The sequence below is a fragment of the Ethanoligenens sp. genome, from assembly GCF_047718355.1.
Lineage (GTDB): Bacteria > Bacillota > Clostridia > Oscillospirales > Ethanoligenentaceae > Ethanoligenens.
Genome location: NZ_JBDNLG010000149.1, coordinates 1 through 3,321, shown reverse-complemented (window position 1 = coordinate 3,321; position 3,321 = coordinate 1). Strand labels below are relative to the sequence as shown.

Below are 3,321 nucleotides of genomic sequence, written 5' to 3'. Positions count from 1 at the left end.
GTGTGGGCGCGACAGGCAGCGCCCGACAGCTGGCGGGCATCGTGGCGGGTGCTGACGTTGTCAAAAACGAGATTACGGCGCATGCCACAGCTGCAAAAGCCGTATCACCCGATGTGCATACGGTACTGGAGATCGGTGGACAGGACTCAAAGATCATTTTGATACGCGACGGCGTAGTGGTCGATTTTGCTATGAATACCGTTTGCGCAGCGGGAACCGGCTCTTTTCTCGACCGGCAGGCGGAGCGGCTTCAAATTCCTATTGGAGAGTTTGGCGGATATGCGCTGCGTGCCAAATCACCCACCCGCATTGCGGGGCGCTGTGCGGTGTTTGCTGAGTCAGATATGATACACAAGCAGCAGGCGGGGCACTGCGTGGAAGATATCGTGGCCGGACTGTGCGAAGCGCTTGCACGCAACTTTCTGGCCAATCTTGCGAAAGGCAAGGAAATCCTTGAACCGGTGTTGTTTCAAGGCGGTGTGGCGGCCAATGTCGGAATGGTCACGGCGTTTGAGCATGAACTGGGATGCAAGGTGGTCATCCCCGAGCATCACGGTGTGATGGGTGCGCTGGGCGCGGCACTGCTTGCGCGAAGGTCTGCTAAAAAAGGCGTACCGAGCCATTTTGCGGGGTTTGGACGCGCCGGCTTTTCGTGCGAAACATCCGGCATGCTTTGCCCGGATTGTGCCAATCATTGCGAGGTGACCGAAGTGCGGCGGGGCGGGGCGGTGACTGCCCGTTTTGGTGACCGGTGCGGGAAATGGTCAGCAAAGAGTGAAGCCGTATGCGCGCGCGGGTGACGGAAACGATTTTGCCCGCCAATAAGCCGGAGGTTTGGGCGAATCACCCGTTGCGGGTTGGTATTCCGCGCACGGTGGGTTTTTATGAACATGGGGCAATTTGGGCGCGGATGTTTGCGTTGCTGGACTGCGAGGTGGTGCTCTCCTCACCCACCGACCAGTCGATTTTAAACGCGGGCGTGCGGGCGACGGCGACGGAGTTCTGTTTGCCGATCAAAGTACTCACAGGGCATGTACTGGCTTTGGCGGACAAAGTGGATGTGATTTTTCTGCCCCGCTACCTGAGCAGTATGGTGGGCGAGATGAGCTGCCCCAAAGCCTGTGCGCTGCCGGATGTGGCGCGATTTTGCCTTGGACAGTCAGTAGAGGTTCTGGAAGCGGCGATTGACCCCGACCGGTTCTCCGAGGAACAAGAGGCAGTCGTCCTCGGTCCAGTCGCGGAGCGGCTGGGGCTGGCAGAGGAAATTGTGCGCGCGGCACTCGCACAGGCAAAACGTGAGCAGAAGGAAGCGGAACGGCCGACGGCATCCTCTGATCGGACCATCGCCCTGCTTGGACATCCCTATGTGCTCGAAGACCCGTATATCTCCATGGGACTGGCGGGCAAGCTGCGCAAACATGGTTTTGGCACGATTATGCCGCGCGACCTGCCATATCAAGTGCGGCGTGCCGATGTGCATCCTTATGATGGCAAGGCTTTTTACACCATTGGATTGGACGTGCTGGGAGCCGCCCATGCGTTTGCACGCCGGCAGGATGTGTGCGGTATGATTTACTTGACGCCGTTTGGCTGCGGCATCGACGCACTGGCCGCCTCGCATGTGGAGCAGCACCTGCGGAACGGCGAACGGCGGATGCCATTCATGAAACTGACGGTGGACGAGCAGACAGGCGAAGCTGGTTTTGACACCCGTATAGAAGCCTTTTTGGATATGATGGGGGAGGAATCATGAAAATCACGTTTCCGCACATGGGCAATATCTACATCGCCGCCAAAGTGGTGTTTGACCGGCTGGATGTGGATTATGTGATGCCTGAACCGCGCAATCGAGCGGCACTGGAAAAGGCGCTGACAGTGGCACCGGAATCCATCTGTCTGCCATTCAAGACGATCCTTGGGAATTTTATCGAGGGGCTGGACAAGGGTGCGGACGCTATTGTGTTTGGAGGAGGGCATGGACGCTGCCGCCTGTCCTATTTTGGCGATTTGATCAAGGAAACGCTGGAGGAAATGGGGTATACATTCGACTTTCTGTTCATGGACTTTAACCAGCTGGACTTGCACCAACTGGCGGAGACGTTTGGACCGTTGGTGCGGGGGAAAAGTGTGTCCTGCATTACGCGTGCACTGGTGGAGGGCGGTCATACGATCTTTTCGGTGGATCGGCTGTACGCTTTGTCCCGCAGGACGCGCTGCCGGGAATTGCATCAGGGGGATACCGACGCGGTGATGCGTCGGTTTGAAAAAGCAGTGCTTCATGCGCGGGACGCGGGACGCATCCTTGCGGAACTGCGTGAGGCACACCGCGCGCTGCACGCTGTTTTGATTGATCCGGAAGCAAAACCGCTGCGGGTGATGCTGGTGGGAGAGATTTTCACTGCCTGCGAACCGTTTGTCAATTTAGAGATTGAGCGCAAACTGGGGCAGATGGGTGTGGATGTCTACAACACGCTGGGGTTGAGCTGTTGGGTGCGTGATCATTTTTTGGGCAACGTATTTCCGTTTCTGTCATATAACAAACCCAAGCTGGCCGCACGGGCGTATGCCCGCACCGATGATTTTGGCGGGCTGGGTATCGAAACAATCGGCAATGCCGCATTGGCGCGCGAGAATGGCATGGACGGCGTCGTTCAGATCTATCCGCTTACCTGTATGCCGGAAATCGTGGCGGAGGCTGCCATGCCACATGTGCAGAAGCGCGCGGGCATACCGGTGATGACGCTGGTGGTGGATGAGCAGACCGGTGAGGCTGGGTTCATTACCCGTCTGGAAGCGTTTACAGATATGCTGGCGACACGGCGCACGCAACCTGTGCTTCACGTCGGGTGAGGCGCATGGACACGCGGGTTTGCTGCGCGTTGTTTTGTCAATTAAGCCGTCTGGAAACAGGCGGCTCTTGCCTTTTTTCTCACTTCGATGTAAGATGTGATTTACTTGAGAAAATAATCCGCCCTCCGCAAGGACGGGAGGGCTCTGCTGCCGTGATGCAGAATCTTTTTAAGCTGTTTATAAACGGTTCACAATTTTTTACAACATCCGTGATAGAATGAAAACAATCACAAAAGGGTATCTATGATAAATTAAACCAGGGAGGTTTTGCATAATGTTTGGTGATTTCTTTCATCATAAAAACGAAGACGAAGAGAACAAACAAAAGGACTCGTCTTCCGGGCAGCACGACGGGGACGCTGTCCATTCGGACCAGGGGGGCACAGATTCATCCGGTACGGAAGATCCCTATGGCGGAAACATACAATATAAATGGAATTATTACGACTATCAGAAGGCGCTGGAACAGGA

At 55.9% G+C, this 3,321-nt stretch carries 4 protein-coding genes; all 4 read left to right on the top strand.

The window, feature by feature from the left end; all coding sequences use genetic code 11:
* A partial coding sequence (locus ABF463_RS14280) for an acyl-CoA dehydratase activase (RefSeq protein ID WP_415534677.1) occupies positions 1-800 on the top strand: 800 nt, incomplete at its 5' end.
* A complete protein-coding gene (locus tag ABF463_RS14275; protein ID WP_415534675.1) occupies positions 785-1,753 on the top strand; it encodes an acyl-CoA dehydratase activase-related protein in 969 nt (322 codons plus the stop codon). The genes ABF463_RS14280 and ABF463_RS14275, both read left to right, overlap by 16 nt.
* On the top strand, positions 1,750-2,850 hold the full coding sequence (locus tag ABF463_RS14270; RefSeq protein WP_415534673.1) for a hypothetical protein: 1,101 nt from the start codon (positions 1,750-1,752) through the stop codon (positions 2,848-2,850). The genes ABF463_RS14275 and ABF463_RS14270 overlap by 4 nt, the downstream gene beginning before the upstream one ends.
* A gap of 274 nt (positions 2,851-3,124) precedes the next feature.
* On the top strand, positions 3,125-3,321 hold a 197-nt coding region (locus tag ABF463_RS14265), incomplete at its 3' end, for a hypothetical protein (protein ID WP_415534671.1).

Excerpts from the sequence above, each read along its gene's own strand:
- ABF463_RS14275 (WP_415534675.1), top strand. The coding sequence starts at position 785 with ATGCGCGCGCGGGTGACGGAAACGATTTTGCCCGCCAATAAGCCGGAG.
- ABF463_RS14270 (WP_415534673.1), top strand. The coding sequence starts at position 1,750 with ATGAAAATCACGTTTCCGCACATGGGCAATATCTACATCGCCGCCAAA.